This window comes from Photobacterium sp. S4TG1, from assembly GCF_036040035.1.
In the GTDB taxonomy this organism is placed as follows: Bacteria; Pseudomonadota; Gammaproteobacteria; order Enterobacterales; family Vibrionaceae; genus Photobacterium.
Map to the genome: position 1 here is coordinate 1 of NZ_JAYXUH010000004.1, position 25,247 is coordinate 25,247.

General features: G+C 39.1%; 30 protein-coding genes. 2 read left to right on the top strand and 28 right to left on the bottom strand.

The window, feature by feature from the left end:
• The 26 genes from VXS03_RS06885 to VXS03_RS07005 form a co-directional block, all read right to left on the bottom strand.
• Nucleotides 1-333 (bottom strand): hypothetical protein (locus VXS03_RS06885; RefSeq protein WP_327762811.1); only part of this gene is annotated, 333 nt, incomplete at its 3' end.
• A gap of 7 nt (nt 334-340) precedes the next feature.
• Complete coding sequence (locus VXS03_RS06890; protein ID WP_327762812.1) at nt 341-1,003, bottom strand: hypothetical protein; 663 nt, start codon at nt 1,001-1,003, stop codon at nt 341-343.
• A gap of 9 nt (nt 1,004-1,012) precedes the next feature.
• Entirely contained in the window at nt 1,013-1,408 is a 396-nt protein-coding gene (locus VXS03_RS06895; RefSeq protein WP_107198269.1) for a hypothetical protein, read from the bottom strand.
• A gap of 68 nt (nt 1,409-1,476) precedes the next feature.
• Nucleotides 1,477-3,012: a phage tail tip fiber protein gene (locus VXS03_RS06900; protein WP_327762814.1), complete on the bottom strand. Its 1,536-nt coding sequence runs from the start codon at nt 3,010-3,012 to the stop codon at nt 1,477-1,479.
• On the bottom strand, nt 3,012-4,613 hold the full coding sequence (locus tag VXS03_RS06905) for a hypothetical protein (protein WP_327762815.1): 1,602 nt from the start codon (nt 4,611-4,613) through the stop codon (nt 3,012-3,014). Before VXS03_RS06905 ends, VXS03_RS06900 begins: the two co-directional genes overlap by 1 nt.
• 46 nt (nt 4,614-4,659) lie before the next feature.
• A complete protein-coding gene (locus tag VXS03_RS06910) occupies nt 4,660-6,999 on the bottom strand; it encodes a tail fiber domain-containing protein (protein WP_327762816.1) in 2,340 nt (779 codons plus the stop codon).
• 3 nt (nt 7,000-7,002) lie between these two features.
• The gene (locus VXS03_RS06915; protein ID WP_327762817.1) at nt 7,003-7,623 is read right to left on the bottom strand and encodes a phage adaptor protein; all 621 of its coding nucleotides are present in this window, start codon (nt 7,621-7,623) and stop codon (nt 7,003-7,005) included.
• Nucleotides 7,623-8,210 carry a hypothetical protein gene (locus VXS03_RS06920; RefSeq protein ID WP_327762818.1) on the bottom strand — a complete coding sequence of 196 codons (588 nt, stop codon included), beginning with the start codon at nt 8,208-8,210 and terminating at the stop codon, nt 7,623-7,625. The genes VXS03_RS06915 and VXS03_RS06920 overlap by 1 nt, the downstream gene beginning before the upstream one ends.
• A gap of 4 nt (nt 8,211-8,214) precedes the next feature.
• Nucleotides 8,215-8,640, bottom strand: coding sequence for a hypothetical protein (locus tag VXS03_RS06925; protein ID WP_327762819.1), 426 nt, complete (start codon nt 8,638-8,640; stop codon nt 8,215-8,217).
• Between the two features lie 69 nt (nt 8,641-8,709).
• Nucleotides 8,710-9,093 carry a hypothetical protein gene (locus VXS03_RS06930; RefSeq protein ID WP_327762821.1) on the bottom strand — a complete coding sequence of 128 codons (384 nt, stop codon included), beginning with the start codon at nt 9,091-9,093 and terminating at the stop codon, nt 8,710-8,712.
• Nucleotides 9,094-9,119: 26 nt separating this feature from the next.
• Entirely contained in the window at nt 9,120-10,331 is a 1,212-nt protein-coding gene (locus VXS03_RS06935) for a phage capsid family protein (RefSeq protein WP_327762822.1), read from the bottom strand.
• A 63-nt stretch (nt 10,332-10,394) separates the two neighbouring features.
• On the bottom strand, nt 10,395-11,417 hold the full coding sequence (locus VXS03_RS06940) for a hypothetical protein (protein WP_327762823.1): 1,023 nt from the start codon (nt 11,415-11,417) through the stop codon (nt 10,395-10,397).
• 552 nt (nt 11,418-11,969) lie between these two features.
• Entirely contained in the window at nt 11,970-14,036 is a 2,067-nt protein-coding gene (locus tag VXS03_RS06945; RefSeq protein ID WP_327762824.1) for a portal protein, read from the bottom strand.
• Nucleotides 14,036-15,700 carry a terminase gene (locus VXS03_RS06950; RefSeq protein WP_327762825.1) on the bottom strand — a complete coding sequence of 555 codons (1,665 nt, stop codon included), beginning with the start codon at nt 15,698-15,700 and terminating at the stop codon, nt 14,036-14,038. The genes VXS03_RS06945 and VXS03_RS06950 overlap by 1 nt, the downstream gene beginning before the upstream one ends.
• Nucleotides 15,697-16,527, bottom strand: a complete 831-nt coding sequence (locus VXS03_RS06955) for a hypothetical protein (RefSeq protein ID WP_327762826.1) — start codon at nt 16,525-16,527, stop codon at nt 15,697-15,699. The genes VXS03_RS06950 and VXS03_RS06955 overlap by 4 nt, the downstream gene beginning before the upstream one ends.
• A gap of 8 nt (nt 16,528-16,535) precedes the next feature.
• Nucleotides 16,536-16,709, bottom strand: a complete 174-nt coding sequence (locus VXS03_RS06960) for a hypothetical protein (protein WP_232583383.1) — start codon at nt 16,707-16,709, stop codon at nt 16,536-16,538.
• 65 nt (nt 16,710-16,774) lie between these two features.
• Nucleotides 16,775-17,086: an Rz1-like lysis system protein LysC gene (gene lysC, locus VXS03_RS20270; RefSeq protein WP_442957429.1), complete on the bottom strand. Its 312-nt coding sequence runs from the start codon at nt 17,084-17,086 to the stop codon at nt 16,775-16,777.
• Nucleotides 16,968-17,333: a hypothetical protein gene (locus tag VXS03_RS06965; RefSeq protein WP_327762830.1), complete on the bottom strand. Its 366-nt coding sequence runs from the start codon at nt 17,331-17,333 to the stop codon at nt 16,968-16,970. Before VXS03_RS06965 ends, lysC begins: the two co-directional genes overlap by 119 nt.
• Nucleotides 17,320-17,868, bottom strand: coding sequence for a lysozyme (locus VXS03_RS06970; protein ID WP_327762831.1), 549 nt, complete (start codon nt 17,866-17,868; stop codon nt 17,320-17,322). Before VXS03_RS06970 ends, VXS03_RS06965 begins: the two co-directional genes overlap by 14 nt.
• Nucleotides 17,858-18,121 (bottom strand): hypothetical protein, encoded by a 264-nt coding sequence (locus VXS03_RS06975; protein ID WP_327762832.1) that lies wholly within the window; start codon nt 18,119-18,121, stop codon nt 17,858-17,860. The genes VXS03_RS06970 and VXS03_RS06975 overlap by 11 nt, the downstream gene beginning before the upstream one ends.
• A 51-nt stretch (nt 18,122-18,172) precedes the next feature.
• Nucleotides 18,173-18,886, bottom strand: a complete 714-nt coding sequence (locus VXS03_RS06980; RefSeq protein WP_327762833.1) for a hypothetical protein — start codon at nt 18,884-18,886, stop codon at nt 18,173-18,175.
• A gap of 48 nt (nt 18,887-18,934) precedes the next feature.
• Nucleotides 18,935-19,738, bottom strand: coding sequence for a TIGR02642 family protein (locus tag VXS03_RS06985; RefSeq protein WP_327762834.1), 804 nt, complete (start codon nt 19,736-19,738; stop codon nt 18,935-18,937).
• A gap of 220 nt (nt 19,739-19,958) precedes the next feature.
• On the bottom strand, nt 19,959-20,279 hold the full coding sequence (locus VXS03_RS06990) for a DUF1364 domain-containing protein (RefSeq protein ID WP_327762835.1): 321 nt from the start codon (nt 20,277-20,279) through the stop codon (nt 19,959-19,961).
• A 45-nt stretch (nt 20,280-20,324) separates the two neighbouring features.
• A complete protein-coding gene (locus tag VXS03_RS06995) occupies nt 20,325-20,483 on the bottom strand; it encodes a hypothetical protein (protein WP_327762836.1) in 159 nt (52 codons plus the stop codon).
• Between the two features lie 168 nt (nt 20,484-20,651).
• Nucleotides 20,652-21,002: a hypothetical protein gene (locus tag VXS03_RS07000; protein WP_327762837.1), complete on the bottom strand. Its 351-nt coding sequence runs from the start codon at nt 21,000-21,002 to the stop codon at nt 20,652-20,654.
• A 66-nt stretch (nt 21,003-21,068) separates the two neighbouring features.
• Entirely contained in the window at nt 21,069-21,848 is a 780-nt protein-coding gene (locus VXS03_RS07005) for a YadA C-terminal domain-containing protein (protein WP_327762838.1), read from the bottom strand.
• 386 nt (nt 21,849-22,234) lie between these two features.
• Between VXS03_RS07005 and VXS03_RS07010 the strand changes: the two genes are divergently transcribed.
• Both VXS03_RS07010 and VXS03_RS07015 read left to right on the top strand, forming a co-directional pair.
• On the top strand, nt 22,235-22,384 hold the full coding sequence (locus VXS03_RS07010) for a hypothetical protein (protein WP_232584488.1): 150 nt from the start codon (nt 22,235-22,237) through the stop codon (nt 22,382-22,384).
• 464 nt (nt 22,385-22,848) lie between these two features.
• Complete coding sequence (locus VXS03_RS07015) at nt 22,849-23,508, top strand: hypothetical protein (protein ID WP_232596997.1); 660 nt, start codon at nt 22,849-22,851, stop codon at nt 23,506-23,508.
• Nucleotides 23,509-23,678: 170 nt separating this feature from the next.
• Here VXS03_RS07015 and VXS03_RS07020 read toward each other — a convergent pair whose 3' ends face one another.
• Both VXS03_RS07020 and VXS03_RS07025 read right to left on the bottom strand, forming a co-directional pair.
• Nucleotides 23,679-24,287: a Rha family transcriptional regulator gene (locus tag VXS03_RS07020; RefSeq protein WP_327762843.1), complete on the bottom strand. Its 609-nt coding sequence runs from the start codon at nt 24,285-24,287 to the stop codon at nt 23,679-23,681.
• A gap of 339 nt (nt 24,288-24,626) precedes the next feature.
• Nucleotides 24,627-25,184 carry a carboxymuconolactone decarboxylase family protein gene (locus VXS03_RS07025; RefSeq protein WP_327762844.1) on the bottom strand — a complete coding sequence of 186 codons (558 nt, stop codon included), beginning with the start codon at nt 25,182-25,184 and terminating at the stop codon, nt 24,627-24,629.
• Nucleotides 25,185-25,247: the final 63 nt, after the last annotated feature.

Here is a 25,247-nt window from a genome sequence, read left to right on the forward strand (position 1 = left end):
GTTTGCTCCAGATAGAATTGACATTGACCGTTCTTCTGCATGGTTGCGAATAGCATTTTTAGCTCCCGCAATGCCCAATGCTTGCCTTGCTTCCGTATTAACATCTGGCTCTGCGGCAACACCAAATCTGGCCATATTATTAATATTCGATTGAGTTGCGGCACGTAAAGAACTTTGCATATTGCTATCAACTCGTGACAATTGTTCTGATGCTAATTGACCTGTTGATGCTTTTTCCAATAACTCTTTTTGTTTAGGATAAAAACGTTGCTCCCAATCGTCATACATCTGGCGGGTTAAGTTTGCATAAGTGTCTGCGGCAATCCCCATCATTTACTCCTTAAGAAAGCATGGTGCCAAATGGATTCGTTTCATGATCATAAGTAGATCTCGATTTCATCGACGAGATACCGTCCATACTGGAACCTGATGACATGCTGCCGACTTCTCGCAAACCTGCAGAGACTCCAACCCCAGTAACCGTACCCATTAATTGATTATTCGCAGATCTGCGATTGAAAGCATTTTGAGCATCAGAAGATGCTTTACGCATACTCGCTGTTGCAACATCTCCCATACCCGCTAATGAGTCAGATTTTTGTCCCATGCCAATAGCAGTAACATCCTGTAGACCAGCCATATACTTATCTTGTTCAGCAGTTTGAGCTCGATTGATCGTATCAGCTTGCTCTATCGCTTGTTCTGAAGATATATCAGCCATCGTTCGTTGATATTTACTACTGCTTGGATCAATACCTGAAGCAGTTAATTGCTTATTAGCTGCACTACGAGAATCACTGAAACTTTTAGCATAGGCCAACCCCGTATCTTGTTTTGTTTTAGTCATATTCGATGACGAGTTATAATTATCAACACGTTGAATAAAAGTATCTTCAAAGCCTTTTAAATCGTTTTTATAAATATCCCATTGTCGATTAGCAACTTCTGCTGCTGATTTTTGTGCTGTTGTTTCTTCTACTTTATTTTTGCCTCCTCCGCCCATATCAACTCCTTATAATGGTTTGGTAAAATGCATAACTCTATCGCCATTGGTTAATTGCCAATCTTGCTGTTCAAGCAAAGGAACCAAGCTTTCCACAACGGTATATAACTCTAATTCTGTTGCGCCTATTTCACGAGACAACTGCTCAATCATATTTTGATAACGTTCAATAGCATTGCCACCCCAGTTAAAGGCAAACATCACATTCACTGTCATTACGCTATTTTCAGACAACGGCTGCAATACAAAAAAACCATCCTCACCCACAAATAAAAAAGCCCTACCAGAAGATAGGGCTTTGTCGATTTCGTCACTAAACAAATGCGAATTCCGCTTTTCAGTGGTTTGGATAATGGGAAGTAATTTATCCCGATACTGTTGCCAGTTTTGTTTAGCTATGTTCATAACACCTTATTTTTTGGTCTGTAAATTAGTATCAAGATATTTCAGGGGACTAATTAAAATACATACTTTTACGCTGTCAGATAACGACTTTCTACATAAGAAGTATATTCAACCTCTCTTGTTTCAAAATTCCAATTTACGTATTCGCTTGTGTACATGATGCAATAATAACGAGCATTTGTGTTTGCAGGAACTCTGAAACGACAGTTACCAGACACCGTAGCGCGTGATGTTCCTGTACCATGAGCATACACCTTATCCTCCTTGCGATAGACCACTGGCCCAGAATGACTATCTTTATGCCATTCGACATACCAACGAAATTCACCAACATTACCTTCCATAGTTCCCGTCAGGTTTGATACTTGCAGCCATTTTTCAAGTGGTTCAGGCTCAACATGTAATGTTGCTACCTGCCAAGTACCTCGATTCGAGCCAATAACGGAATTTGAATTGACTAAGGCAAGCCCATAAGTATCACCTACAATCCTATTCGCATAGATTGTACCAAGAACAGTACAGTTACTATTAATCAAGACGTTATTGAACGTACCCGCATTTGCATTGACGGTACCGTTAAATATGCCATTACTCGCAATGAGATTATCGGTATAAATAACACCATTCGCGGTTATGTATGTATGATAACCATCATACGAACCACCAGGACCAAAGCCTGCCCATCCACCAGTAATATATCCGCCATTAATTTGAGGGGAACTGATCTCAATACCAGCCTTAACACTATCAGCGATAATCGTTTGTGCGTTTAATATTTGAATCGTTGCTTTTTCAATAAATGCTTTAGGAATAATGACATTGCCGTTATCAATCGCAAAAAGTGGCTGGATATGGCTATTCGCCTTTTGTGGGTCAAAGACAAAAAATTGGGAAGCAGAAATAGCCACTTGAGAAGTGCCGTCTTCTTTTGCAATAATGCCAATTCCTGCTGTGATATCGCCTGCTTGAACTTTTTGAGCCCATAATTTTTGGTATGCTTCCGTACCCTTTTCATTCAATGTTTTAATCAAATCAGATGCTTTCATCTGCTCGCCAATATCATTGATAATGTCTGATATATTACTATTTGTACTAACTTTGAGCCCATCAACATTATTGTATGGCCCAGCAATATCATTGATATTAACGAACCGACACCAATAATAAAATGTAGAACCAGGATCAACAACATCACCAAATACAGTTGCAGGCGTTGTTGCAATAAGTACAGCTTGTTCTATTGAGGGAGCTGAACCATCAGCATTAGGTATTGCTCGCCACAATTCAGCGTAAGAAAAACCATTAAAGGTTGGAATTTCCCATTCCAACATAATGGCACCAAACCCGCCTAAAGCAGCAAAACTAACCGGTGAATGAGGAATATCAACAGGCAGATTAATATCTGGCTTTAGAGGTGGTATAGGTTTAGGAATAATGGCTCCATTACTATTTCTAGTAATGTTAATTAATCCTAAGCTAGCAAGCTCTCGCATTGTGATGGCACGATCTAATCCACTCCCTCGTTGCCCTGTTAATAACTCCATATTTTCTTGTATTGCCGCATTATCACGACCACCACGAAAACCAGATTTTGAGGAAACCATTACATTAGCTCCTGCATAGAACTCGCCACCATCAAGCGTTCAACTTCTGCACGACCACTGACTTCAATTTGCCACGTTGTTGCGCGAATAGCAGGTAATCTAAAACCGTTATGAGGTATCTCACCTTCGCTTAAAGAATAGACCAACTTACCATCACCAAAAATCTTCAAAGACAATTGGTGAACCTCCGTTGATACCACTCGCGCACATGACATTAATGAATCTACTGGTAATTGGAAAACTTTACTCCGCCACAGCCCTGACAAGTAGTTATCACCCCCTTGCCAAAGACGCATTTCACTGTCTTGGACTATCACTAATTGATCTCGTTCTAAATCCTCATAAGCACAATCCCATCGATTGGATAGCTCACGAAAATCTTGAGATACAGGATCAAAGATAAACCCACCACTACTATACAAAGCAATGTACATACCTTCTGAAGCCCATGCTTTTATTGTGTGAGGCTGCTTTGTTTGCCACTGTCTCCGTGTCATCAATTGATCTGTAATCGTTATTGCACCATCAGAGCCTATCGCAACAAGACCATCAGGAGAGGCATAAATAACCACACCATTAATAACGGCTATTGATTCATTACTGACGCAGGCTTGTTCACTACCTATTTTAGTGCCATTAATCGCACTTGGTGTAACACCACTAAAGATATAGGGATACCCTTTAGTCACGACGACTAAGCTCGTACCGATAGCTGCAATACCCACTATTTGATGCTCTGTTGTCCCTCGATATTGTTTAGGCCATGCATAAGGTAAGAAAGCTTCTGAGAACATCACTTCATTACCTGCAAAGCCGGCACAGATTCCATTGGCCATAACGCAAAGGCCACGCATATTTTCATCAGGAACATCGTACTGCCACGTTTCTAAAATAGGTGCATTAAGCGTTGCAGTACTATCAATATATTCAGTTTGTGCAATCGGGAGTTCAGCAACAAGCATGTATTCGGCACTGACACTACTCGTCACTGTCCGATATAAGCGAGTATGGGTAATATTGTGCGTATTAACAGTAAGGCGAGATAACCCGACATAAATAGTGGAGCCCGGCTTTTCTATTAATAGCTCTGTACTTGGTTTTGATGGTGCACCTTCTTCACCAAAACGTGTCACAAATGTTTGAATATAGAATCGGGTTTCATCATCAAAAATATCAACCTGTCCTTCTTCAGGCTCACTGCCAGTTGAACTATCTATCCGGTTGATTACAGGTGCAGAGCTTGGTGCTGGCACACCTAAGTCATAGCTAGCAGCCGGACTAACGACACCAATCGCTATATCTTGAGCTGTCACTTTAGGTTTATTTTCTCCCGTAAAGTACACACGCTGCCATTCATCTTGTGCCATTGGGTTATGAATAGCTTCAATGGGCTTATTCCATAGAAACCAGTGTTCGTCGGTATATTTAAATATTGTTTTTGCAGATAGTGGTAAAGAAGCCACCACTGCGTCATTACATAGTGGGCGAATAATGCCATTTTCAAAACAACAATCTTTAGCAATAACTGCCGCTTCATTAGGTAATAAGTGAGGTTTTAATCGCGGTATTTCACCTTTCATCACAAAAATATTAATTAACATAATGATGCTCGAATTATCTATTAATAAATCACACAATCCATATTCATTATTTACAACTCATATTTGTAGAAATTGATTTTTCCATTTCTTCACATTTTTCAGATAATTCATTAATTGCTTTCAATGCATGAACTAATAATGAATTTATATTTGGCATAAGAAAACCATCACTCATTATATTTACAAACTCAGAATCAATTGTTAATAATTGCTGAGAAGTAACTCCCATATTTACATGCCCATCCCAACCAGATTTACTTTTATCCCAGTCATATTGTACAAATTCAATATCCTTAATCTTTGAAAGAGAACGTCGAGTACAATTAGTTATACGTTTGATATTCTTTTTTAATCTAGCATCAGAATTAAAATAATGTATGCCTTTTGCCCCACCATCTATATAAAATTCCAAGTAATCAGGTTCAATAGAAGTAAACATATCTAATCGACTATTTACATTATTTAGTTTGCCAATTAAAGCTCGATTAGTTAACCAATCATTACCCCATAATGAGCTGTAAATATTACCATCATTAGCAATAACTGCTCCTCCAACCAACTCTATATTTCCATTACTAGAAATCCCTACGGCACCAATATCGTTGGCAGTAGGTTTATTCCTTGGAGAGTAATAATCACTATTTCCATTAAGTAATTTTGAATCTGCAGCTTGAGCATCTTTAGCTAAAAAAGCTTGATCACTTTGGTATTTAGAATAGATATCTAGCCACTGTCTAATAGCGCCTTGATTTGAACAAAACCGAATATAACTATCAGAAACATTATCGATACGAAATGCTAATGCTCCTGAAAATTCTGACTGATTGCTAAAACTAGACGAAAATAAACGAGCTTGAATATCACCATGATTATCACGTACAGGCACACTATTTAGATTAGCTTCAACGGTATGCGCTATATTGGGGACATGTTCTAAGCCTACATCGTTCTTACTTAGCACCACCACACCACGCTGACCATTAATCGAGGTCACACTTTCAGTATTATCAATTTTATAATAGGTATCCATACTAGCTGAATAGACTAACGAATCGTCAACGCCGTACTCTATACCATTCACCGTTCCAGCAACGGTCACTTTCCAAAAGCATGCTCTTTTAGCCCCATTAATATCAACTAAAGGCTCAGGTGTAACACCACTAGATAAATCAATCCCACCCTGTTCTAACATCGCTCCTGATAAGCTAGCCGCGGCAAGCTCTGCACGTCTAGCGGCTTCAACTGCAGCTTCTTTTGCGGTTAATGTTTGGGAGAGTCCTAATGATACACTGATTGCTTTTTCTATTGAGACATCCGATTTTCCTGTTGCTACATCTGCACTTACTTGAGCTAAATGTGCACTGACCTCTGCATTATTTGCGCTTTCCAATGCATTCACTGCTTGTTGCTCTGCAATACCGGCTTGCTGTGTTGCTATATTCGCTTTTTCAGTTGTTACTACCACATTTTCACTAACCATTACCACACTATGCTGCGCCAACTCAATTTGACGAGCAGATATATCAACTTGTTCTTGAACGTGTTGTTGTAACAACTCAACATCAGCAATACGTTCTGATACTTGCTGTTTTATCGCTAATGCATTATTTACAGATTGTTGAGCTGACTCTTTAGCTGTTTGTGATAACTGAGCGGATGATTGTGCTCGTTCTGCTTCTTGGAAAGATCTATTCGCTTGGCTTTTTGCTGCATTAACAATATCAATACGTATAACAGCTTTCGCTTGTTCAACTTCTAGAGCGGCTTGTTGGGCGCTTTCTAAAGCGTTATCTTCGCTCTCCTTTGCCGCTAATTGATACTGTCTTGACGCTTGTTTACTGAAATTGGTAGCATTATATAACCCTAATGTATCATCCTTTATTTGTTGTGAATGATTCAAAGATTCTTTGATTCGCTCTACATTATCAGTGGCCGTCTGTACTAATACATTCATTTGCTGAAGATTATCTTTAACTTCATTCGCTTTATTGCTTGTTTGTATGACAAGTACATTAGTGCGTTCAATGTTTCTTTCAATATTACTTGCAGATAATGCAGCTTGATTTGCTGCATCTATCGTTTGTTGTACCAATTTAGGTAATATTGGTACCGTAATATCCACAAGGCTATTTAATGAACCATCAGGCATTTCATCAGTAACAACGGTTTCACCTAAATATTCAACGTCGCTTTGTTTACTTGGCTGTACATATAACGAGTATGTGCCTGGTAATAATTCAAACTGATAATATCCTCGACTATTCGCTTTCATGTATACACTAGAGCCAATGAATACTGAGTTCGTCGTACTGGTTGCTACTATTTGTAATAACCCATTCGCGATAGGTCTATTTGCTAAATCACGAAGAATACCAAAGACAATCATGGGCTACTCCATCACTGCTTGTTTTAATGCTTGCTGCTTCACCCTATCCGTTGTGACCTTTCCTGTTAGTGCTGCATTAAATACTTGGTAGTGTGTAGCAGCTTTCTGCGCTTCACTGGCATTTTCAGCATCCTTACTAAAGGCACGATACAAGATGAAATCAAGCAACATACCACTATAGGTAATTGCCATACGAAGCTCACCACCTTCAGTTGCTGTTAACAACTGACTATATTGAACATCAATAACCGTTGCTTTATCAGGTGTTGGATATAACCAAAACCATGTCAGTTCATCAGCAGCTTTAGTCCAACATTTTGGCTCACCTTGGCTTGTTCGCCAGTCTGGATAAAAACGATTTAACGTTTCCATTGGCGTGAACTGTCCTCGTACTGCGCCAATTTGTTCAACGGATAACAACATATGTGCATCATCAGGCAACGCAACGGGATTACCTTTTGCTTCAATATTGACACGTGCAACAACAGCATTTGGCTTATAAGTGATCACCGCATTCAAGGCTTCATTAAGGTAATAAAGTAATTCTGGTTTTTGCCAACGCACAAACAATGGATCAACCAATGCTATCGCCGCTTGTGTTAATAATATATCGACTGAAATCATTAGAAGAACTCCCGGCGACAAGCTGAATTACTAAGTTCAAGGGCTGGTGTATGCTCTATTGCATAGCGGTAAGCTTGACGGATGGCGGAAATAAACTCTCGATAATTGTATTGCGCTAAATCAGGATTAAACCAAGATGTTGTTGGCTGTAATTGCAGAAGATTCGCAGCACCAGCACAGATACCGTCGACATAATCATGAAATAACACCTCTGGTAGCTGATCTGCATTGATAATAGGCTCAGCCATTGCAGTGATCACCACATCACTAAAGTCAGCCTTAAAAGTAATATCATCTCGACTAACGACATCAAAATCATATCCCGACGTTAAGGCCTCACCTTTACTTGTGACATTAACAATACCAGCACCTTTTAATTGCACTTTTCCTTTAGTACCAACCTGAGGGCTAATCACTGATACTGACTGATATTCAAACACATCATCAAATTGACGCGTTCTAACCAATACTTTGCTATCACGACAAAACTGTTGCGCAGCTTTAATAATCGCCATTTCCATCAAACCAGGGACAGGCACATCAACTAACAAACGTAATGTAGATACAAAATCAGATACTGGTACCATTGGCTTATCCTCGAATAGCGTTACGAACACGCAAACGGAAATCATCAACAGACTCTTGTGCCTCTTTTGCATCAACAGCAAGATCATGCGCTTCAATCAGCGTAGCCAATTTGACTGACGTCATCTTTGATAAATCAATAGATTGCCCAGCCAGTTCAACCACCATGCTATTAGCATAAGCTTCTGCTGCTAGCTGAGCCTGATGCTCACGTTCTTGTTGCGCTTTATCATCTGCTTCTATCTTTAGCTCAGTCTGAATCAATTCAACTTGTTCTTCTCGTACCCATACTTTTGGATATTGCAGCAGCATGTAAGCAATATCAGCTTCTACCTCTACAGGCTTACTTTGAGGGAATATTAATAAAGAACCGGTGATCGTGTCTTTCTTAAATGGTTTATCGCCAATATAGGCAATGCTAATCTTTGACATGGTTATCCCCATAAAAAAAGCGCCCATAATGAGCGCTCTATGTCGTTTGATTTATCGTTTAATTAATAATTAAAAACCAACGGATACATACTCTGGCATAACAGATATAGAGCCCGTCGCAACAGCACCTTTAACAACGACTGTAAGCACCGTTTTCTCTACCAAATAAAAAGGCTGAATAGGAATAACAACAGAACTTTGAGCCGCGACGTTTACCGCAGATGCAATCACTTTGGCGTTCAATTTAATATCCACAGTTACACCAGTACCTAAACCTGCTTCAGTTGCCACTCGAACACCAACGATCTCTAAGCCAATCGGTAATTCAAGCGTTTCAATTTCAGTATCAACAGCCGCCGCTTTTACATCAATCTTACCAAAGGCAATACTCAGATTACCGGCAGCACCTGCATACACTGTATCTCGCATGGTTTGTGCGATAACTTTAGCCATAACAAATCTCTCTTGTGGTGAATGAATTACAGCGTGACAGCTGTATCGAGTGCGATAACGCCATGGTCATTAATACGCCCGTTCTTGTCAGCAAAGCGGATCTTTTTAAGACCATTCATCCATGCGATAGAAATTTCCGTACCGTTATCGTGGTCCACCTTTTTCTCTGTGTATTTAAATTGGTTACCGCTTGAGGTTGAACCCCATGCATTAGCCAATGCCTGACCACCTAAAAGGATGGCACGATCAATAGTGGTTCTGGCTTCAACTTGTTTAACTGTTGCTCCATTATCATTATTTGATACTTTCACAGCAGACCCCTGGTTGAAACGAATTGGCATCCCTTTGTATTTACGTACTAAGATATTGCCGCGCATTGCACATTCACCTGCAAAAACAGGATGACGGAAATTACGACTACGATTAAGTGCTGATGCAGTTAACTGTTGCCAATCCTTATAGCTCGATGTTTTTTGCCATGTTGCCCACTGGCGAGGCGTTACTTCGAGTAAATAGAAAGGCTCATCGCCGGCTAATTCATCGGCACCAAAACGAATTGGCTGTAAGGGATGTGCCATTTCTTCGAGATAAAGACTGAGACTATCCACAGCATCCATATTGAAAATATCTGCAGAATCAAGACCTTCAAATGATGTTGCGTCCCCACCAAAGAAATGACGGTCATAGGTGGGTGGCAAAATATCGTTAACTAAAATATCACTGTATTCATTGTGACCTTCAAGCGGCACGATAATGTCATCATCAAAGTAATCGCCACGCGCACCAGCTAAATGAATAGTAGCGGCTTGATCTTGCAAGTCATTAAAATAAGGACCAAGCAAAGTACGCCCTGCTTTACGAATCTGATGCGTTGTTCGTTGCTGGCTCATTTTGCCACCAGCATCAACCATATGACGGCCTTGATTGATTTTTAATTCAAAGCTTGAAAACTCAAGGTTCTCACCACGACCTTCTAACTTCTTATCTCCCATTGTTGGGCGTTTGGAAAGTTTATGAATGATCTGCATATCAACAGATTCACCCGCCTGTTTAGTTAAATCTGAGATACGTACAATCGGTGCATGGGCCGATGTTTGTGTATTACCTTTCTTGTCGCCCATGGCTTGCTTCGGTGCTTCTTCCGTCAGCATATTCACAAAGCTGCGATTTCGGTTAGCTGCAGTAAACAGCGCAACTTCTTGTAAATGTTTCGCCTGCGCAGGCGTTATAGTTGTCATAGCAACTCCTAGAAACAGAAAAACCCGCATTAAGGCGGGTTTAGGTATGTCATAAACTGATAATTAATAATCAGCTTGATCTAAGAGCGCATCAATTTGATCAGGTGTCATTGTCGACATCAAGTTTTGCAAATCAGCATTATTCATATTAACTGCTTGTTGCAATACCGTTCCCTGATGTTGATTGGATGCGCCTACAAGTGACGGACTCTCGGGTAAAGATTCCGCTGCGGCTTTCTCTTTTTGTTCTGCCACCTCACGAACTTGTGTATCAACGACTGGTTCAATGACAGGTTCAATTACTGGCACTGATTCAGGCATCGATAATGTTTCTCCAAACGCAGCTTTCGTTCGACGAACTACCTCTTCAAAACGTTCACGCTGTGGCTTTTCTGACCACGTTGGATCGGCTAATAAACGATCATCAATATCGAGCGCAAGAGCCCATTTATCACCTTTCTCATCCATCCAACCATTCAAGTCAGTATTGGATTTAATATCATCTAATACAGGGTTACTGGTTGATACATCAGTAACAGGGGCTGTATTAGCAGTGACCGCATCAATCTTTGCCATCAGGCTTGTAATGAACGGGGCTAGCTCAGGATAGTTCTCGCGTAAATCATCGATTTGCTTATCGTTGACGGTTAAATTTTCAGGTAAGTCATCAAGATCAACACCCAACTTCTGTAATTGCTTATCGCGCAATTCAAGTAAACGACTTTGCTGTTCATACTCTGGCTGCTTCTGCTTCATGTCGGCAATCTGTTGACGCAAACGTTCGGACTCTCGACGCTCAGCTTCCAACACATCGTATGGGATAGTGTGTTCACCATCTTTGGCGACAATGACTTTCTTCTCGGGTTGTTCTTTACTCTGATCAACAATCACATCATCCGTAGTTGGCGGAGCTACGTTCGTATCGCCTTCTAATGGTGGTACTGCTGTTTCAGTTGATGCTACTTCGGCAACAACGGGCTCTGGTGCTACTAGCAATGGTTCGTCAACCACTTCGGCATCATCAAGACTATCCAATATTGCTTCTAGTTCATCGAGTGTTTCATTACCTGTAATTTCAATCGTCATAGGTTAACTTCTCCGGTTGTAGACGTATCGCTGTCTGTGCGGATAAAGACTTTAAACAAAACCCTTATCCCCAAAAACAGGCATAAAAAAAAGCCACATCCTTTCGGGTGTGACTTTACACAATGGTATCAGCGTATCTTGATTCTGGGGTTGTAAAGATGACTAATGCCATTATAAAGAGTAAAGACCTGGAGAAACCCATTACTCATTCCCACATCCATGTGGTTATTTATTTTCACCAACAATACCTCTCATATTGCAGTATATTTATACCCTATATTTACTAGAGCAAATATTCTTTTTATCCATATAAATTGCTAATAAAAAAAGCCACATCCCTTTCGGGTGCGGCCTTAGATAATAGAATCAGAGTATATTAGATTCAGGTAGAGTCAAGACAACCACTACCATTAAAATAGAGGGGGAATTCTATAGTTATGTCTACATCCATGTAGTATTTATATCGCTTCTACACATCTTGTTTTATATTGCAGTATATTTATACCCTATATTTATTAGAGTAAATATTCTTATTATCAATAATTACTGATTTTATATCTCTATCGTATCAATCTGCTGTTGTAGATTAACCAACATATCTAACTTAACCTGCTCAACTTCACCACTTACTTTTTCCATTTCAGTTAATATCTTACCTGTTTCAGCGAGGGTTTTTGCATTGGTATAACGTTGACTGTCGGTAACTACACTCTCTTTATTAGCAAGTGCTGCCGTCCGTTGAGCTTCAGCTTCAAGCTTGCCAACTTTAGCAGCAAGCTCTCTCATCATTAACGCTTGTTGTTCTTGTTGCTGCTGCGCCTGAGCCTCTGCTGCTTGTTGTTCTTCTGGCGTCATATCTTCAACATCTTTACTAACACCTAATGCACCACGAACACGTTCCATAAACTCGGCTTTATTTGGAACATCACTTAATTCAAGTACCAAGTCAATGACTGCACTTTGTACTTCAGGTGGCAATTGTGAGGTCATCTGCATCATACGTTCAGCCAGTTGAGACTTATAAGCTGATGTTTGTTGAACGGGTGCTAAAGCAATGTGAGAGCGTAAACGCGATATATCATTGTTCATTCCATCTGGTGTTTCTTCATTGATAACAACCGCTTTGCGCTTCATCTTGTCATCACGATTAACGACAACCTTCTTATTACGCTTATTCTTCAAATCTTCAATGACATAACCAAGAATGAGTTCTCCTACTAACTGACACGAGAATCGATAATTATCGTTAATCTCAGCCAGTGTTGTTGCACCTTGTTCAACGATATTAGCAATGGCAATACCACTCTTAGCACTATCATCTTGACCAAGAAAAGATGGTGAGACCCCCATAACATCTTGTATATGCCGCATAGAGTCTTGCATGACAGTGAACTGTTGACTTGAGACTTCTGTATCTCGATTGATTTGGAACACTTCTGCCATCGTTTTTTGATTGCGTCTGTTCGGATTAAGCTTTACCACACCACGCTTATCAATTTCTTCAATAACTTTTTGAGTACTCATGTTAGTCGCATCTTCATCCATGATAATCAATGGTGACTGCAATAACTGCGTGAGTTTACTGCGACGGAAATTTACTTCATCTTGTGCGCTGATTGATGAAGCAACTATGCCATAAGGTTCACCTGATGAAGCTTTACGGTATCCAAAGAAAGGAATCAATGGCCACATGCCTTGTGGTGCAGAGCATTCTTTATCCCCTAAATGATGAGGTCCTGCATACCAACTCTCACTGATACAATTAACTTGCGCCATGCGAAGCTGTACTTTCTCCATTCCAACTGCGGTGATGTGAGCAACATTATTCGATTGATATTCAATTACTCTACCATCAGAGAGTTCAATTACAGGTTTACGCTCAAAATTGCGATAATAAATCACTTGTAGCCGAATACGTTTACGGTTTTGGCTTAACCATTCAGATTCACTGCGAGTCCATGTGCTGTATTCTTTGTAACCACTCTGTAGTTGAGGGTCTAAACCTGCTATATGATCGACATCGACAAAGTTATTCCATGAATTAACCGCTTGCTCAATGATAACGCGCTTATTTGGTACCATGGTTATCAGCTCATCCATATCAATCCAGCGATAACGCATTAACCATCTTGCATCTGATAAGTCATGTTGCTTTGCTAACCAATCCCAATAGACCTCATCACGTGGCACATTTTGGATTTTATACTTAGCACCAAAAGGGTCCGGGTTACGAAAGCACTCAACCCAACCAATGCCCGCTTTGAGTTGTGAAGCATAAGCATCTGAACGGGCTTTATCTAATTTTCCAAGCCGACAAGCATCAGTAAATTCAGCATTCAATGCCTCAGCTAACTCTTCCATCTCATCATCGGGGTCATCAGCCATGACCAATAAATCAGTACGTGTTTTTGCTTCCATACCCAGAACGGCATTAACAGCAGGCTTTATTAAGTTTTGAACAGTGATTGGTTGACCTCGTTCTTTCAGCGTTTTTAATACTTCAGCCTCAAGTTGATCATCATCGTAATAAGCATCGGCTTTGTTTGCAGCAGAACGCCAATCTGGTTGGCCATCAATATCAGACATGATGTCGAGCAGTTTACTTTGGTCTACTTTCATTAATAGGTCATCCAATGTTTATCTTTTACTGGCTGGTTATCATCAGATTTAACGCGCTTTGGCATGCGTGCTCGCATTTCTTGAGCAATAGCATAGCTAATCAGTTGATCGTCATAACAGCCCACTTGAGCATTCATTGCACCTTTGCTGTCATACACGTAAGCATTAAGTTCAGAGATAGTACCTATCCAACGAATACCACTTGTTTGAGTGCGTAACAGTTCTTTTAACCCTTCAATGATGATGGGTTTAGATTGTTTTGTTGTTAACCAACCTAATTTGGGAGTGTCATTATCGTTATCACGGTCAAGGTATTGCTCTTGATAGATACGGCGAACAGGATAGATATCGCGGAATTTTTGTAAGAACGCGTGGCCATGGTTGTTTCGCTCTGGTCCAACAAAAGCGGTGTTATACATATGGCCAACATGACGCACGAGAGAGGCAAACATCTCAACATCTAAATGACCAAACCAATGCGCGACTTGTTCACCGGTGCTTTTCTTAACGATATCAAATGAACTTCTATCGTTATGCTCAAGACCTTCAGCAATATCAACACCAATTGCATACTCTTCATCGACATCAGGCAATTCCCACACAAGTAACATATTAAGCAAATTACGCTGCAGCTTCTCATTATCAACCTCACGCATTGATTGCGCTTTTGTTTTGATACCACTTACAGGCTCGATGTCGTAAATGATAAGCGGCTTCATTGTATGAGCTTCTGCATTCATCACACGAATTGCATCAAAAACACGACGACCAGAGGTTAAGAAGGCTTCTTGTGGCGTTGAGGGAAACTCTTGCTTAATTTCCTCGCCCTGACTTTGTTCTTTATTGATGTACCATTGTTTTTGCTCATCCGTTAGCGTGACTTTCATGGTCAACTCAACGGCTGCAAAATATTCTTGATGGTATTTACTGAGCTGTAATCCAGACTGAGGAAGAGGCTCTGAGTATTTAGGGTCTTGAAACCACGCAAAGAAATGAAACTTATAATCTTGTAAGCCCAACGTCGAGCCTGAATTATATAAATCCAATGCTCTCATGCTCATTGAGTAAAAATCACCCCCAACACCTTCAGCGGTAGATTCGATAAAACAAATAGCCTTTTGGTGAATAGCATTTAAGGTACCAGTCTTAACCTCTTTGGCTTTTTGTGGATACTTAGCACAAATCTTTCCATGCTCTGAAATGTGAAGTCGTTGCACTGTTCCTGAACGAAATGACGTTGCACACTGAATACTTGAACCACTTTCATAGAGAATGAAGCCACCGCTTGCACCAGAACGACGGGCTTTAATTGGAAATTCAGCTTTCAGCCACTCAGGAAGATTATCAAATGGTACTTCTATCTTGGTACGGAAAATTTCACCTGCAGCACCTTGGTCTTGAGCAATGATGCCGCACTTAATGTTCTTATTAAATAACGCTTCATCGAGCAGATAAATATCAATGGCAGTAGAGAAACCAAGCTGACGCGCTTTAAGAATGATGTTCTTATGTGCCATTAACTTGAACAGTAGAGCTTGAGCCGGTCGCAATGTGAACGTGACTAAGTCACCATCCTCATTTTCAACTTTGTAAAGGTTGTTCAGTCGCCACCATTTATTGCCAACTCGAGCTTGGATGTAGTCAATTTGCTCTTGTTCGGTCATGATATCAAACCATCAGAGCCAGTCTCTTGTAGTTCCGCAATCATTGCAGATATTGGTGTTGTTGAACCTTTGCCCTCTTTTGCCAATTTATCAGCTTCCAATTTTAGCTTGGTTGTTGCAGCTTCTATTCGATCCGTATCTTTCATGATTTTTTGCTCATTAACAGTATCAATACGAATGGATGACAGGGTTTTAGTGATAGATTCAATGCGAACGACATTCCTATCGAGTGCTTGTTCTGTCGAGGTGATCGCATTGTAAAGTTCAATGCGTTGATCAACAGAATCTGCATTAACCATATCAGCACGAATCTTTTTCATCGTATCAATACAGTTCAAAGCGCGAGCACGACACAATTTTAATTCTTCCTCGAGGGACATTTGGGCCGCTTCATCGAATAGCGATTGGTCATCAAATCGTGCTGAATAACCACCATGTTTACGCGCATGTTGATTGCCAACTTCAAAACTTTGAGAAGGATGTGGATTACCAGGCTTACCATTTTTAAACTTACTAGAGCTGGATTTTATTTTGCGTTTCGCTTTATTAGTAGGTTCAGACTTAGAATTCATCTGTTTTTTTACTGATTCATTCTCTCCCTTTATATTTTCAACTTTGCGCACATTCTTTGATTGCGCAGTTTCAGGTTGCGCATTGCGCACATTATTAGATTGCGCAGTCTTATTTTGCGCAGTGCGCATTTTGATATAGCGACGTGCAGATTGATAATTAAGCCCTCGTTGATGACACCATTCTTTAGCTGTAATCCCTGTCTTATCGTTATCAGCTAAGAACTGCAGTTGTAGTTGCTTCCAATCATTGGCCATATGGTTATCTACTTACTTGCTAACTCTTGGCTTAGCTCTCCCTCCACTACCCAATCACCGACTTTAACCTCATGGGTTGTAGCAATATCTATTACAGCGCCATTAGTTAACATGACGCACACGACGTTGCCGCATTTATCGATTATCTCAATAATGCGGCCAGTTTCATTTTCTATTGTCATAAGGCACTCGAGAGATCATTGGAGGGAACATTATCAATGGCACTCGTAAGGACCATTTGTAATGTCTATTTGTCTTGGAGCTTTCGCCACTTAAGGTAGTCATCGACATATTGCGCACATTCTCGCAGCGCAGCTTTTAACTTGAGTGTATCGACGGGTAATTCAGCGGGGGTTGTTGCTGTCAATGTAGGCTTGTAACATGGAACAACTAACCCTATTGGTGGTAAGACATACAGTGTTTCGGTTTTAGTGATGACTCTAGTAGGACTGGTGCAACCGCTTAATAACAGACTTAGGATAGCGAGTATCAAAACAGGTATTGGTTGATAGTGCTTTCTTGAGTGTTTGGATATCGGCGCTGAGCTTTGCTTTATCACGGTGTAGGCTCTCCGTTCTGGCGCTTAACAGACCTGATAATGTTTTGCGCTCTTGAACTAACTGCGCAATTTGCTTTGATTGGCTATTCTTGATGGATTCAACAGTGCTTAGCTGCAGTGATAATGTGGCCACTTCCTGTTTTGCTCCCTCAGCGGAGGCGATAAGTAGCTTGATTTTAAATACCATGCCGGCACAAATAGCGATAAGGACCACAATCATTCCTGTCTTTACTCTATTGAGTAGCATTCATGGCCTCCACTATTTCCTTATCTAATGGCATTTGGCCTATCTGTACTAATGCTTCATTGATATTGATCGTTCCCATGCATAGCTGCTGCACCACATCACGCCTTTTCACTATCCCATAGCAGTAATTGCTACGAATAGCGCAGTCCTTACCTGCTATAAATCGCCATTTCATGATTTCATTACAAGCCGGTGGATAATTAGCATTCAATAGATATCGATACATTGTTGAGCGCTTAAAAGCACCAATACCAATGTTGTAGGCTAAATCGAGAGAAGCTAAGTGGACATTAGGCGGCAATTGCTGTGGGATATCTTCTAAGGGAGTATTGTGTTTATTAAGTGATGACGCGAGCATGGCATCACATTGTTCTTTGGTGAACGTGTCTCCTTGTTTAATGCCTAAGGTTTCGCCATAACACGCTGTCCAGACACCACCCACATCTTGATATGATATTTGCCGATACCCTTCAAATGCTCCCGTAACCGCAACAGCTCCAGCTAATAGCGCACCAGTAAGTTTATTAAAGCGCATACTTACGCTGCCGCTCTAATTTGATGCGATAGATCGTCACAGCGATACCGACAATAGATAATCCAATACCTACAACTGTAATGATATCGCTGCCATACCACGTAAAGTGGCCAGTAATAATCTGCTCAAAGCTACTGTTTAACATCGATTGCGCATTTTCTGCTGATGTGGTGGCACTGATCCCCACACCAACACCGGTTCCAGCAGTGATTGCGAGTGTTGCTCTATCAAGCATGTCATTTTCTCCAGGCATAAAAAAACCCCGACGAAAGGTCGAGGTTTAGCATGATTGGTATAGATTACCTTAGTTTGCGGTAGGGTCAAGACTGGCCGTTTTATTACTCTTTTTAGAAAATGAAATTAAACTTATATTATCCTCAGGATTAGCTAGTTTATTCAAAACCAACAGACTTTCTCTTAATTTTTTTAAATAATAATATTTAAAAGCTTCAGAACCTAGAAATAAACCAACTAAAGATAAAGACATCCAAATTAATAAACCAATAAAAATATTTAATAATGATGGGTTTTCATATGTCATAATGAAATATAATAACATTCCGAAAAGCATAAAACAGAACATTACAGAAAAAGAATAGATAAAGTAAACCTTATGACCTCTGTTAATATCAATATACACCTTACCTTCTTTAGGTTTTAAATACCCATAAATAGCCTTAATTCTTTGGCGACTAACAACACCTGTTAGATACAAATCCATTATCATCTTTGCATTTTCAGGAGCTGTTCTTATACCGGATAACAGTGTGAAAACTTCTTGATTCTTTACATAGTTCAGATATTTTTTTGTGTGCTCATCACAGCCCTCGCTATTAATAGAACTAATTCTTTTATAAAAGCGCGTAATGATATTATTTTCATGAAAAGTAATGACTATCTTAAGTGTTTTAATCACTATACTAATAACAATCAAAAAAGCTAATATATAGCTAAAATAACTATTAGAAATAGAGTTATTTTTAAGTAATTCTGGAATAAGATTATATAGTGTACCCATTTTGCAGCCATAAAAGAGTAATTATGCAACCAGTATACTTAATCTTTTTTAAATACAACATAACTCATTATATAAATCATTCGATAACATTTTTGTTGTATCGCTAGACTCCACATACAACTTACTCAAACACTTTTCAAACCACGGCTTCAACTCACTCTCCCACAGTTTGTCACTAACTCGCCCTAATCCAATATGCCGCAGATGCTGGCGAATATTATCAACACTAGGAACAAACAAGCCGTGGCCATTGCATGAAGGACATTCGCCGATATTCAATATTAAGCCAATACCACTGCAACGAGGACAAGTTAAGGATTTTAGGGACTGACATTGTGCGTATTCATCAATACGACGGCGTTCTTTAATAATTAACGCTTCAAGCTCATTAATGGCAAACAATAGTCGTTCTTCTGCAGCATGGGTCTCGCAATTATCGATGTTACGCTGTAACTGCTTTATCTTTACCTGCCATCCCTTAATGAGTCGATTACTACGTTTAGCTTGGTCACTGTATTTCCGCCATAACGCAGCTAATTGTCTCTTTTGACTGGCTACTGGTTTATCGCAGAATACATCAAGGGCAACACAACTTAATGCCATCGCTAAGTCTTTACGTTTTAACGGCTCATCATTCAACCATGTGGCCATAACATCGATGATACGGTTTGCTGCAGGTGCATCATGAACGTACTTGGCCATCAATAAATCCATTCCCAATGGCATCTTATGTTGGACCTTACCAAATACAGCTAAGATAACGTCACCGGTTAATGTTTGGCGACCGCGCTCATCTGCAGTCACACTGCGCACTTCATGCATTCTTGCGAATAACTCAATTGCTCTGCTCATAATGCCTCATGTATCCAGTAATAATCGCGATAGCTTCGCTTGCTAAATGGCATATTACCGCCAGATACCTGATATCAACGAGACGATGCAATATTGCTTTTGATTGTTACTGATTTTTTCGATACGAAGGCCGTGGTATTTTGAGGTGGGTATATTTAATAGTAAATCGGGATTTACTTGTTTAAAGAGATATCGCTCTGCGCATTTCATTCAGTAATGACTATTGAATAATTAAAATACCATCTCTAATTCTTCTCATTAATGTTACGTGCAATGCCGTAAGCATATATTGTTCTTTTTCTCCTGCTAACCATATAAATGGTACTCGTCCATCAAGAACCTCATGACAACTCGAGCAGCAATCGACTGCCCATATATCATCAGACTTATAAGCCATACCATGAGTAACACTCGGTAGATGTGCTAATACCACGGTTTCAGGATTAAAGTTACACACACCTAAAATTTGAACTGCACATTGTTGACCTTTGGCTGCATTGCGCAATTTATCACTACGCAATGCTGGGGTTTTTAAGATCATAATAATGACCTTAGTAGTAATATTATCATTTATTTTACTTATTATTTATAAATACGTTTTTTCAAATCTTTCCTGCTCAGCTTTTAATTCAATAAAAAGCCGAGGTAATTTTTTATCACCAGAAATAATAGCCACCCTAATTTCTTTTAGTTTTTTGTGTAATCGACACTTATCTTTATTAACAGTAAAACTTACTTTTTCCATATTCAACACTTCCATAAAACATGCAGACCAATTTGGTATGTCATTCTATAATTAGACACAGTGATACGGTAAAAAATTACATTCTTTAGTTTGTTATTTTTATTCACTCTGAAGTAGCATTGCGCAATTTATTGTTGCGCAATACATATATTTTTACTATCACACCAATCAATATTCACTCTTTGATTTGGCATTTAATTGGTTGTAATGCTGAAGTACAGATTTTAATTTAAACAAAAAATCAATACTTACTATTTTTTGTTTTTTTAAATTCCCATTTAATCCCCAAACATTACCTAAAAAAACACCTTTATTATATTGCCTGATTGAAAAGAAATAATATTCCTCATCTAAAGAAACATCATGTCCCTTTCTTTTTGAAATAATTTGAACATATCGGTCATGAAACTCATCTTTCCAAAGATAATATTCCACCAAACCTCGAGTATAGAGCTTAGGTGCTTTGTATTTGATATTGTTACACCGAGTCATGCTCGTAATGTTATTTTTTATTTCCATAACACCCTCTCTAACTACTTTAAATAAAGAGTAGAAAATACAAGTGATAACTTATAAAACTTTTTATTATTTAAAACTATAACTGGCACCCATACCAATAGTCGGATGATTAGAGCCGATGGTTGCTAATGAGCCTTTTATCGCTACTCCTGAAGTGAAATATTTAGATGCACCAAAAGCTAATGCATTTTCTCCATCGTAATTGCCATATCCAATGCCGACAGATAATGATCCATCCATTGGTGTTGGGATGTTTGCCATAGCAGCAACACCTGCAATCCCTTTTGAAGAAATCTTTCTGTTTTTATGGATTTGAGATTCTATTTTATTAATTGAATCATTAAACATCTTATTCCATTCTTCCATATACATTGAATTATTACGTTCTACCGCTTCTATAGCATTACGGTTAGCTTGAATGGCATCACCTGCAGCAGTTAAATTGGTTGCAACAGTCTGAATAGTATTGCCTGTCGTTACTAAATTGTGGTTGTTGACTGCTGAGCCAATGGCAACAGCTTCGCCCAATTGCTTAACATTTTCGAGCTTGTTTGAAATTGCATTACTTGATGCTTGCACTCCCACTATCGCATTCTGGTTAGCTTGGATGGCATTACGGTTAACGTCTATGGCTGTATCCATTCTTTGATTATTGTTATTAATATCTGACAACCTAGCGTTAACACCATTAACGACATTATTAACGCTATTTCTTGTTGCTAATAAGCCCAGATCTCCTGAATAAGGTCGATCAATTGGACTTAAAATAATATTGGTTGATTCTTCTGCGATTGAATACTCAGATAACAAAATCATCGGTATAATTAATAAACATCCTTTTTTCACAATACAACACCCTCCGCAACATAATTTACATTAATATATACACGCTATAACAATGCGAATACTCATTTTTATGCCGAATGTGAATAATTCAATGTAGTTATCAAGGTGTGAGAATAGATCGATAAATAATCAATTACGCATGAATTGCCCATATTTAACCCGACTCATATAATGTTTGATTACTTCTGTTACAACATTTTCTATGAGTCATATCTCTTAAATACGACATGTACAATATCGAATATCCCAGATAGCAAAAAACCCAGCCATAGCTAGGTTCTTTATTTTTAATGTGCCAGTCAATATTGTTTATTATTCTTGCAATACACCCCCGACAATAGTAAACATAATGCATAAGGATATTAAACAACTAAAGGATTGAGTTTATGAAAAGAAAAAATAAGTTATCTAAATACTATAGCGAACTTAAACATATCGAACGACAGAATCCAGATTCAATAATTTTAGTCGCCGTCGTTATTGCTCGGTTAAAAGAAATCCTAGAAGAACAAAAACAACCAGAGGAATTTGTCTAAATCAAAAGAGATCGTCTTTAAGACGGTCTTTTTATATTATCGTTATAACTACTCAAAAGGCCCATATCGGAGCTCTTCTATTATCACTGCTTCTTCATCTACTTAAACCGCATATCTTGCAGTTTTGCTAGATCAACAATTCAAACATTTCGCGATACAGGGATTTTGGCAATATAAAAACTCCCAAGCAATCATCCCCGATCTCTATGATTCGAAAATTTATTAACTAAGTAATCAATAAATTTATATGAAGTTATCGCGTAAAACGAAATGATACTGCCATGTATTGCCGATGAATTTTCAGTAAAACCAAAATAATCATAGTGCTTAAGCAATAATGTAGTTAGAAAGTTCATAGTGAAAACAAATAAAGCTAAAAGCATTAATTTGCAGAAAGCATTTCTTGACATATGCATATACCTGAATATGATAACTGTTATCATTATCATTCATGAGATTAATAAATGTCAAGATTCGTCGTTACATTACTTTTTTTGTTTATGTCAGTAAATGCAAATGCATGTGTTCAGCTGATCCAAAATCATAAGTATTTATTATCTAGCGGTGTCGAATACTGCCTTGAGTCCGAATATAGCTTTGCTTATATTTTTAATTCTGAATTCAGTTTAAGCACTGTTGAAGTTTCAGATGTCAACAAAGAGATTTTTGAGCTTATTTATCCAGGTGAAAAAATAACAGTTCCTGACCAATTTAACATTACAACTTTTGAAAATGTTTATCTTTCTGTTTTTGATGGGATTCTTTATTTAGAGACAGCGCCTAAAAGCCGCAGAAAACGTTCTATTGGGGCTATTGGCAAAGTTATTGGTAGTAATGTCATGGGAGCAGCAGGAACAGCCGCTGCTGGCGGTGATTTTCAGTTAGCTCCAACAATAATAGGGACAGCCATAGGTACAGGACTATCCCTAATGACAGGTCCTGCTGCTCCAATAACTGGACCATTTTTGACTAATGCAATTATACAGAATATTACGTCAAATCAAGGTAAACCTCGACCACCATTAACAATGATCGGTGCTAAGGCAAGTAATGTACATAATAATAATCGAGGTCGTGGTTTCCCTGGTGGGACTTTTAAATGTGGTAATTCCACTTGTCATTGATAGTGACTCATCTCACACTTTCATAGTAAGTCTCGGAATCACTAACTCTCCATTTTACTCATGGTATTAGCATACAGGTCACTTCCATTTTTCGCTGTCCCCTCGCCTAATTATGCTTATTTAAACCATGCACTTTCACTCAAAAGGCCCAAATTGGGCCTCTTCTATTATCACTGCTTCTTCATCTGCTTAAACCGCATATCTTGCAGTTTAGCTATCTCGGCAATACTGGCGTTTACACTACTCGATATCGTCAGTAACTCGTCCACACTGAATAAGTTTAGGTCGCTAAACAATTGAGCAAGATGTGATTTACTAATTATGAACGCATCATTGGGGATCATCTTCGACTCTATAGCCTGACCATTTTCAATAACAGTCATAATTCTATAGCTCAATGGTTCTGCTACTGGTTTCTTTTTGAGTTGTTCTGCCATTTGATTAAAAGCATTGATATACGCTTCTTTGACTGCCGCAGCGCGTTTACCCGTAAATCCCATTACGAGGAACATGAAGCCATCTTTTGTCATTTGGTATGCTTTCGAATCTCTTACTGCACTATTACCAATGTTTAGTTTTTGAACATAAGCTGAAAAGTTAGCTGATGTAAAAATATCAGAGCAATCAAGATTTTCTATTTTTTGAATTACATTTTTGTGTTGTTTACTGAAATGCTTCGATACCGTTAAAGAATCGGTAACGAGTTCATTAGCATCAGAAATGAAAATAAGATCTGAGGGACTGAGTTGCGCGATAGGCAGAGCAGATTGGATAGGCATGATAACCTCCTATAGTAATGATTTGATCACCACTCAGAGGTTCCAATCGCTGGGTGGCGAACTGAGCAAGGTTGGAACTACCGCCTACAGGAAACGGCCTACTCGAAAGTAGCCTCACTCAGCCCACCATAATTCAGGTGTGCGAGTTCGCCGCAATAAAAAAACCAGCATAAGCTGGCGTTATTACGCCTGTAGTTCGTTCGGGGTTCCAATCCCGATACCAGATTTTGCTGGTACCATTTAAAGATAATACACAGGGACTTACTAAGTCAACGGATAATAGTGAATATTATCCGTCGGGAGTTTGTTGATTTGGTATTTAAAAATATATGAATCAGATTAATTACGTTTTTTAGTCCAAGCATACTGTTCAAACATAGGACTTACTGGTGTTTTCGCTACATGATTTGTGTAATTACTAATCACTTTTTGCGATAGGCCTAGGATAATTTCAAGTACTTGCTGCTGGCCGTAACCTGCTGCAAAAAATGCATCCATTTGCTCGTCAGACACATTACCACGCTCACGAACCATTGCTAACGTAAAGTCATGCAATGCTTGTAGTTTTGCTGTTGGCATTACCTCTTCATTACGCAGTGCTTCGATTAATGCAGGATCAACTTTCATCGAGTGCGCAATGGCAGTATGTGCAGGTACACAGAAAGTGCACTCATGCTCTACGTTAATGGTTTGCCACACAACCGTTAGCTCTTCTGCATCAAATGAGCAATTCATAAATAGCTGGTGAAGCTGTTGGTACGCTTTCAGTGTTTCTGGAGACTCTGCCATTACCGCAAATAAACCAGGTACTGCGCCCGTTTTTTTCATTGCTGCTTCTAGCATTGGTTTACTTTTTTCTGGCGCTGTTTCTACTGTGTGAAAAATAAATTTACTCATCTTCAATACTCCAATCGTTGTTCAAAATAAAGGGAAATATTATGTGATACTCCACAGAAAGAA

Coding starts and splice junctions, on each gene's coding strand:
- VXS03_RS06890 (WP_327762812.1), bottom strand. CDS start 1,003: ATGGGCGGAGGAGGCAAAAATAAAGTAGAAGAAACAACAGCACAAAAA.
- VXS03_RS06895 (WP_107198269.1), bottom strand. CDS start 1,408: ATGAACATAGCTAAACAAAACTGGCAACAGTATCGGGATAAATTACTT.
- VXS03_RS06900 (WP_327762814.1), bottom strand. CDS start 3,012: ATGGTTTCCTCAAAATCTGGTTTTCGTGGTGGTCGTGATAATGCGGCA.
- VXS03_RS06905 (WP_327762815.1), bottom strand. CDS start 4,613: ATGTTAATTAATATTTTTGTGATGAAAGGTGAAATACCGCGATTAAAA.
- VXS03_RS06910 (WP_327762816.1), bottom strand. CDS start 6,999: ATGATTGTCTTTGGTATTCTTCGTGATTTAGCAAATAGACCTATCGCG.
- VXS03_RS06915 (WP_327762817.1), bottom strand. CDS start 7,623: ATGATTTCAGTCGATATATTATTAACACAAGCGGCGATAGCATTGGTT.
- VXS03_RS06920 (WP_327762818.1), bottom strand. CDS start 8,210: ATGGTACCAGTATCTGATTTTGTATCTACATTACGTTTGTTAGTTGAT.
- VXS03_RS06925 (WP_327762819.1), bottom strand. CDS start 8,640: ATGTCAAAGATTAGCATTGCCTATATTGGCGATAAACCATTTAAGAAA.
- VXS03_RS06930 (WP_327762821.1), bottom strand. CDS start 9,093: ATGGCTAAAGTTATCGCACAAACCATGCGAGATACAGTGTATGCAGGT.
- VXS03_RS06935 (WP_327762822.1), bottom strand. CDS start 10,331: ATGACAACTATAACGCCTGCGCAGGCGAAACATTTACAAGAAGTTGCG.
- VXS03_RS06940 (WP_327762823.1), bottom strand. CDS start 11,417: ATGACGATTGAAATTACAGGTAATGAAACACTCGATGAACTAGAAGCA.
- VXS03_RS06945 (WP_327762824.1), bottom strand. CDS start 14,036: ATGAAAGTAGACCAAAGTAAACTGCTCGACATCATGTCTGATATTGAT.
- VXS03_RS06950 (WP_327762825.1), bottom strand. CDS start 15,700: ATGACCGAACAAGAGCAAATTGACTACATCCAAGCTCGAGTTGGCAAT.
- VXS03_RS06955 (WP_327762826.1), bottom strand. CDS start 16,527: ATGGCCAATGATTGGAAGCAACTACAACTGCAGTTCTTAGCTGATAAC.
- VXS03_RS06960 (WP_232583383.1), bottom strand. CDS start 16,709: ATGACAATAGAAAATGAAACTGGCCGCATTATTGAGATAATCGATAAA.
- VXS03_RS06965 (WP_327762830.1), bottom strand. CDS start 17,333: ATGCTACTCAATAGAGTAAAGACAGGAATGATTGTGGTCCTTATCGCT.
- VXS03_RS06970 (WP_327762831.1), bottom strand. CDS start 17,868: ATGCGCTTTAATAAACTTACTGGTGCGCTATTAGCTGGAGCTGTTGCG.
- VXS03_RS06975 (WP_327762832.1), bottom strand. CDS start 18,121: ATGCCTGGAGAAAATGACATGCTTGATAGAGCAACACTCGCAATCACT.
- VXS03_RS06980 (WP_327762833.1), bottom strand. CDS start 18,886: ATGGGTACACTATATAATCTTATTCCAGAATTACTTAAAAATAACTCT.
- VXS03_RS06985 (WP_327762834.1), bottom strand. CDS start 19,738: ATGAGCAGAGCAATTGAGTTATTCGCAAGAATGCATGAAGTGCGCAGT.
- VXS03_RS06990 (WP_327762835.1), bottom strand. CDS start 20,279: ATGATCTTAAAAACCCCAGCATTGCGTAGTGATAAATTGCGCAATGCA.
- VXS03_RS06995 (WP_327762836.1), bottom strand. CDS start 20,483: ATGGAAAAAGTAAGTTTTACTGTTAATAAAGATAAGTGTCGATTACAC.
- VXS03_RS07000 (WP_327762837.1), bottom strand. CDS start 21,002: ATGGAAATAAAAAATAACATTACGAGCATGACTCGGTGTAACAATATC.
- VXS03_RS07010 (WP_232584488.1), top strand. CDS start 22,235: ATGAAAAGAAAAAATAAGTTATCTAAATACTATAGCGAACTTAAACAT.
- VXS03_RS07015 (WP_232596997.1), top strand. CDS start 22,849: ATGTCAAGATTCGTCGTTACATTACTTTTTTTGTTTATGTCAGTAAAT.
- VXS03_RS07020 (WP_327762843.1), bottom strand. CDS start 24,287: ATGCCTATCCAATCTGCTCTGCCTATCGCGCAACTCAGTCCCTCAGAT.
- VXS03_RS07025 (WP_327762844.1), bottom strand. CDS start 25,184: ATGAGTAAATTTATTTTTCACACAGTAGAAACAGCGCCAGAAAAAAGT.